We start from the raw sequence: 6,000 nt of genomic DNA, 5'->3' as shown, positions 1-6,000 counted from the left end.
GCCATGGATTGCGCTCGCCCTGATCCTGGCGGGTACGGGCGTGGCGGTGGCGGCCCGCCGTACCGGGTTCCCGAGACTGTCGAAGGACCGGCGGGCCGACGGCGGCACCCGGAGCGGCGACCATGCCGTCGGTCATCGTGCGCGGCGGCCACCACGTACGGCGGCCTCCACTACGACGACTCACCTTCCGTGTGGACGGAAGCCGTGCCCGTCCGTGCCGCGTGTGGCGTGTCCGCGGCGGAGCGGGCGGTTGGTGGGTCAGTGCATGGCCGGCCCGGCCGGGCCTCGACTGCCGGTCGGCATGCTCACCCGGGCGCCGAGGCGTTCGGTCATCGCCGCGCCGAGCGGGGCGGCCACGACCGAGTCGACCGCTCCGGCGAGTTCGGTGTGCAGGTGGTCCGCTCGGGCCGCACGCATCGCGTCGAGCCCTTCCTCGATCGAGGTCGAGGCTCCCGTGACGGTGAACAGATCCAGGAACGCCTCGTGGAAGAGGGCGGAAGCCGGATGCGTTCGAGCGGCCGACCCGGCGTGCACTCTCCGGCGCCACTCACCGAACAGAGCTTCTCCCTGGCGTTGTTGCAGGGTGGTCAGGGAGAAGAACGTCTCGCCGAGTGGGCCCCAGGTGGCGGCGATCCGAGTCCTGACCAAGTCTTCCGACGTGAGCTTGATGCGCAGCACGCGATGTCCTCCCGGGTGATCCGAAGGTCATCCTTTCCGCCCGCCTCGGACCGCGCCAAGGCGCTTTTGCGACAGGCACTTCGGCGACGGCCGAAAGGGTTTCGGCCCCGGAGGGCCTCGCTGCCACGATCTGTTCCGAGGCGAACAGCACGGCCCGGAAGGCCGACCTCGTGCCGCCAAGCACGCCGGCGGGCACGGTGAAGGGATCGACCCGAGGAGAAGGGAAACCCACGAAACATGTGTTTCGCACGGTGGAACCGCTGTTCGCCTGCCGGCTCCCGCTGCGGCCCGAACCGCCAGTGGCCGCAGCCGCACGGTAGACCGCGTCGGCCGGGGCGTGAGAGCGGCGCCCCGACCGAGACGGGCGTCATGACCAGCCCGGAAGCAGTCACCATCTCCATCGGAGATCCGCCACAGGATCACGTCGAAAGGACACCACACAGATGTCGCGTGCTCGCAAAATCCTGACGCCCCTGGCCATGACCATCGCGGCGGGAACTCTCGCCGCGAGCGGCGCAGCCTCCGCGGTGGCGGCAGGCCCTGGGGCATCCGCCGCGCCGTCCGGAACCGCTTCTGTTGCGTCGTTCTCCGGCTGTGCCTCGTTGACCAGCAACGCCAACGGCAGGGCACAGGTGAAGAACATATGCAACCACACGGCCAACCTCACCGTCTCCGGCGATTGGGACCCTGCCTGCCAGAGCGTCGGGGCCGGCAGGTCCACCACATTCACCTGGAACTCGACTAAGGGCCGGGCGGAATACGCCTACGAATGCTGATGTGTCGCAACCGGGTACTCGGCTCCACGAATCCGGCGAGGTAGCCCTCGACGCAGGTCTTCGAGGACCAGAGCATCCGAATCCCGCCGGCCTTGAAGGCCCCTGCCGCGACATTGCGGCAGGGGCATTCACCGTGCCGCCTGGTCGTACATTCCCTTCCTCAACTCCACGGCCACGACAGTTCCGGCCTGCGCTCGAGGCGCCCGGCAAGCCTCTACTCAGGCGTGATCAGCCTTCGATGACACGAAACCGCGCCCGTCGAGGTTCGACGACATCGCTCAAGGTTCGATGACATGGGACAGCCCGACCCGTCGGAGCGGGGCGTTCCGGTCCACCGCAGTGTCGTGGGGGCGCTCGTGGACGGCTTCCCGGGTTCGGTGGGGCCCTTCCGACCGTGGCGGGGGCCGGTTCCGTCACGGTCGGGGGCGGTCAGGTGGGTGATCTGGGCGTGGACGGAGCGGTAGCGCAGCAGGAGTTGCGGGGTGCCCTCGGCGGCGGTGCGCACCAGGCGCCCCAGGTACTGCCGGGCTCGTTCGACACAGCCCGCAGAAAACCGCGCCCGCGGCATCGAACCGCGCCACGACACAACGATGAACGAACCGCCACCTCGCCGCCGATCGGCGTTCGGGACGTAGGAGGCGGATTCCCGACAGGACGACGGCAACGGGCGAAGCGACCGGCCCCACCGCCCGCCCGGTGAGTCGGGACCGCCACCGACTTCGCGGCCTCCGCCGCCGCTGCACCGCGTCGGTGGTTCTATCGGCCGTTCGGGTCGGGGTCTCGGGCGAAGGGTCGGTCGGTGCGGCCGACCCGGTGGGTGGTTTCGTGGGGGGGGTGACGGTGGCGTGGAAGTTCCAGAGCCTGGGCCGTTGGACCTGTTCCCACGCCACCAGGGCGTCGTGGACCTCCCGCGTCAGGTCGCGAGGCCCGAACCGGTCGACGTCGGCGCTCACCCGGTCGGGGGGTGCGGACGACGGCCCAGGAGGTGCCGGCGGTGTCGCCCAGCCAGAGTGTGCGGCCGTGGCCTCGGTCGGGTTCGAGGAGGTGGTGGACGTCGGGGACGCGCAGGGAGATCGCGAATCGGGCGTGGACGTCGTCCAGGGCGTCGACGTCGAGCGCGGTCGTGTCCCAGGCGGAGCGTTCCCACGCGTCGTCGGTGAGCAACGCCGCGGGGTCGAAGCGGGGGCGGCGTCGGCCGCGGGTGGGCATGAACGTGGGTGGACCCGTTGCCTCGGGGACGACTCGGAGGCACCGGATGTGTTTCGTTCTCGCGTGCCCGGCGGGACCGGTCGATCGGATCGAGCGACACCGGCCGCGACCGGGGTCATCGCGGGCGCGGGGGGACGCTGAGTGTGAGGTGGTAGTAGCCGGTGGGTTCGAGTTCGCCGATGGGGGCGCCGTCGGCTTCCACCCAGGCGTGGGCGCGGAAGGGGCTGGTGCGTACACCGGTGCACCAGGTCGGCCAGGTGCCGCCGAGGCGGCACAGCAGTGTGGTGGCCAGGGAGCGTTGCAGGCAGCCCCGCCCGGCGCAGCGGAGGCTGACGGCGACGACGGCGTCGCGGGCGACCCGGGCCTGGGTGGAGGTGGCCGGGGTGGCGCCGGTGCGGGCCAGGAGCAGGGTGGTGCGGATGCTTCGGGGTGGGAGGGCGGCGAGTACGTGGGCTGCGGCGACGGCCAGGCGGGCGGCGACGCTCCGGCGCCAGGTCAGGGGGTGGCGTTCTTCGAGGGCGCTCGGGGTGGTCATGGGGTGGCCAGCTTTTTCTTGCGCAGGCTGTCGAGCAGGGCCGTGACGTCGGCTGCGGCCTGTTCGAGGGTGATGCTGTAGCGGTCGCTGAGGAGTGCGGCGGCCTGGTGGGCGGTGGCGCCGTTCAGGAGGGCTCCCAGGACCAGGGTGCCGGTGGGGTTGAGTTGGAAGTAGCGGCCGCGGCGCTCGTCGAGGAGCACGGTGCCGTGTTCGGTGGGGGTCGGGATCACGTTGGGTCTGAGGGCGAACGTCACGGCGCTCCTTGGGTGGCGGCGAGCGGCGGCCGGTGTGGGAGGGGCAGCTCACGGAGCCAGAGTTCGCAGGCCAGGGTGGGTTCCAGGGCGTTGAGCGGGCGGACGGTGGGATGGTCGCCGAGCAGGGTGGCGCGTACGGCGGTGTCGTCGATCAGGCCGCGGTCGGCCAGGGCGGAGTGTTCGAAGAGGCTGAGCAAGGTGGCGCGGTGGCGGCGCAGCCCGTTGTAGGCGTCTTCTCCGTATTCGCCTTTCGTTGCGCGGCCGAGGAGTTCGTCGGGCGCCAGGCCGCGCATGGCTTCGGCGAGAAGGGGTTTGTAGCGGTCGGGGGTGCTGCGGTGGTCGGGACGTACGGCCAGTGCGGATTCGATCACGCGGTCGTCCAGGTACGGTGCGGCGAAGTCGATGCCGTGCGCGGCCGTGAGCCGGGCTGCGTAGCGGATGGCGGCTCCGGCCTGCCGTACTCGCTCCAGGGTGCTGTGGGTCCCCCGGTCCGGGGCCAGGGGTACGGGGTGTTCGGCAGCGACCCGGTGGGTGTGGGCGCGGACGGTGCGCACCGCCTCCGGGGTGGCCCAGCCGGGCATGCGCAGTGGGGGTGTCCATCCCAGGGCGGGGCGGAACGGCGGGGGTGCCGGGGCGGTCAGGTGCCGGGCGCTGTCGTCGAGCCAGGCGGGGAAGGTGCGTGAGTCGGCCAGGGCGCGGGCTGTGGCGTGCGGGGGCCAGTGGGCGAGGGCGCCATGCCCGCGGGCGTGCCGCAGGGCGAGGAGGGGGTGGGAGCGGGCCAGGGTGTGCAGGTACGCAGGCGACGGAGTGAAGAGTTCGTCGCCGCCGTGCCCGCACAGGTGCAGGTGGGATCCCCGGGTGGCGACCTGGTGGATGATGTCGGCGAACCAGGCGCCTGCCCGTACCCACGCCGGGGGGCCGTCGCGCAGGACGAAGCCGCCGGGGCGGTCCAGGTCGGCGTACATCGTCGGCGCCTGCTCGTGGTCGAGCAACAGGTGTGTGGCTCCCGGGAGTCGGTCGCCGAGGTGACGGGCGAAGGCCATGTCGTCCCCGCCGGGGTCCAGTTGGGGGGCGCGAACGGTCAGTAGGGTTCCCGGGTGGCTGTCGGCGGCGAGGCAGGTCAGCGTGCCCGAGTCCATGCCGCCGGACAGGTCGCTGCTCGTGATGCCGTCCGCCGCGGCGGAGACGCGGGTGCGGACCGCCTCGCTCAGGGCCTCGCGCATCCGAGCGGCGCCCTCCTGGAGGGTCAGTTCCGCCGGGGGCGGGTGCCACCAGCGCGTGATGCGGACGGTGCCGTCGGGGGCGAGCAGCAGCCAGCAGTCCTCGGGGACCTGCCGTACTCCCCGCCATACCGGGCGCGGGCTCAGCGGGTGGGGTGCGAAGGGGGTGAGCAGACGCAGCGCCAGCGCCTCTTCGTCCACGCCGGCGCCGGTCAGTCCGGCCAGAGTCGCCGGCCGGTCCGAGGCCACCGGTGTGCCGTGAACGTCGGCATGGAAGACCGCCCGGGTCCCCGAGAGGGTTCCCTGGACGCGGACGTGGCCGTCGAGGGAGGCCACGAGATGGGCGCTGCCGGGAAGCCGCCGGGCCAGGGCGTCGAGCCCGGCCGCGTCGCGGGTCCGGGCCAGGGCCCGCTCCGCTTCGCCGGCGTCGAGCGGGCAGTGACCGATCAATGCCAGCCGGGTGCGTCCGACCGCGGCCGTCGTCAAGGTGCCGGAAAGGCGGCGGCCGACCAGCCACGGCCGTCCCGACGCGTGTGCCAGCACGCGCCCACCGTCCGCGACCAGGATCCGGGCCGCGGCTGCCGCGTTGTCACAGTCCGGCAACACGACGAACCCTGCCTCGACCGACAACGGCCTCTCGCGTTCTGGGCCCGGATCCTCGCCCGCCCGCCTGGACACGGCTGACACGGTCCGATCAGGCCGTTCGTTCCAGGATGAACTCCAGGAGGTCCCCCTGCTGGCCGAGGGTTACTTCGGCGAACCCGCCGACCTCCACCACCTCGGGCGCCACGTACACCTGCTGCTCCGTCGCATTCTCGTATCGCTCCATGACCGGCTCCTTCCGAACTGCCCGGAGCCCGAAGCCAAGACGGGCCGTCCGAGCAAAAACGATTGCATAACCAACTTACAATATAGGTACATTTAGCGCATTTCGTCGTTGATGCATTTCTGCATTGCTTTGTGCGAATTCGCAGTGGTGGTTGGTATGTGGGCGGTGATGTTGGGTGGGGTGTTGCAGGCGGGGTGAGAACGTCTCGTGGCCGTCCGGGCCGGGGCTGCGGGCGTCCGGCCTGGGGTTGTCGCGGTTTCGTCCGGAACACCCCGGGTGTGGCACATACCCTCTCCGTCTCAAGGCCCGGATCGTGCGCTCCGAACCCGGCGTACCGGACGACGGCCGCACGATCGTCGCCCCACGCGCTCCGGACGACCCGCCGGCCGCCGACATCCCGCGACCCGCGAAACCGACATCGTCCCCTTCCGGCCCGACGGGCGATATCCGAAGCGCAGGACTCCCGGGCCGTACCTCGTGCTGCGCGAGAGGAGTCTGC

General features: G+C 71.5%; 5 protein-coding genes. All 5 read right to left on the bottom strand.

The window, feature by feature from the left end; genetic code table 11:
- Positions 1 to 258: 258 nt before the first annotated feature.
- On the bottom strand, positions 259 to 678 hold the full coding sequence (locus ACFXMF_RS33560) for a hypothetical protein (protein ID WP_379988224.1): 420 nt from the start codon (positions 676 to 678) through the stop codon (positions 259 to 261).
- Between the two features lie 2,100 nt (positions 679 to 2,778).
- Positions 2,779 to 3,198: a lasso peptide biosynthesis B2 protein gene (locus ACFXMF_RS33555; RefSeq protein WP_360313544.1), complete on the bottom strand. Its 420-nt coding sequence runs from the start codon at positions 3,196 to 3,198 to the stop codon at positions 2,779 to 2,781.
- Positions 3,195 to 3,452, bottom strand: a complete 258-nt coding sequence (locus ACFXMF_RS33550) for a lasso peptide biosynthesis PqqD family chaperone (protein ID WP_379988223.1) — start codon at positions 3,450 to 3,452, stop codon at positions 3,195 to 3,197. The genes ACFXMF_RS33555 and ACFXMF_RS33550 overlap by 4 nt, the downstream gene beginning before the upstream one ends.
- A complete protein-coding gene (locus ACFXMF_RS33545) occupies positions 3,449 to 5,350 on the bottom strand; it encodes an asparagine synthase-related protein (RefSeq protein ID WP_379988222.1) in 1,902 nt (633 codons plus the stop codon). The genes ACFXMF_RS33550 and ACFXMF_RS33545 overlap by 4 nt, the downstream gene beginning before the upstream one ends.
- A 16-nt stretch (positions 5,351 to 5,366) precedes the next feature.
- Positions 5,367 to 5,501 carry a lasso RiPP family leader peptide-containing protein gene (locus tag ACFXMF_RS33540; protein ID WP_379988221.1) on the bottom strand — a complete coding sequence of 45 codons (135 nt, stop codon included), beginning with the start codon at positions 5,499 to 5,501 and terminating at the stop codon, positions 5,367 to 5,369.
- Between the last annotated feature and the right edge of the window lie 499 nt (positions 5,502 to 6,000).

The organism is Embleya sp. NPDC059213 (assembly GCF_042754445.1).
Taxonomy (GTDB): Bacteria; Actinomycetota; Actinomycetes; order Streptomycetales; family Streptomycetaceae; genus Embleya.
This window is presented reverse-complemented; position numbering and strand designations above follow the sequence as displayed.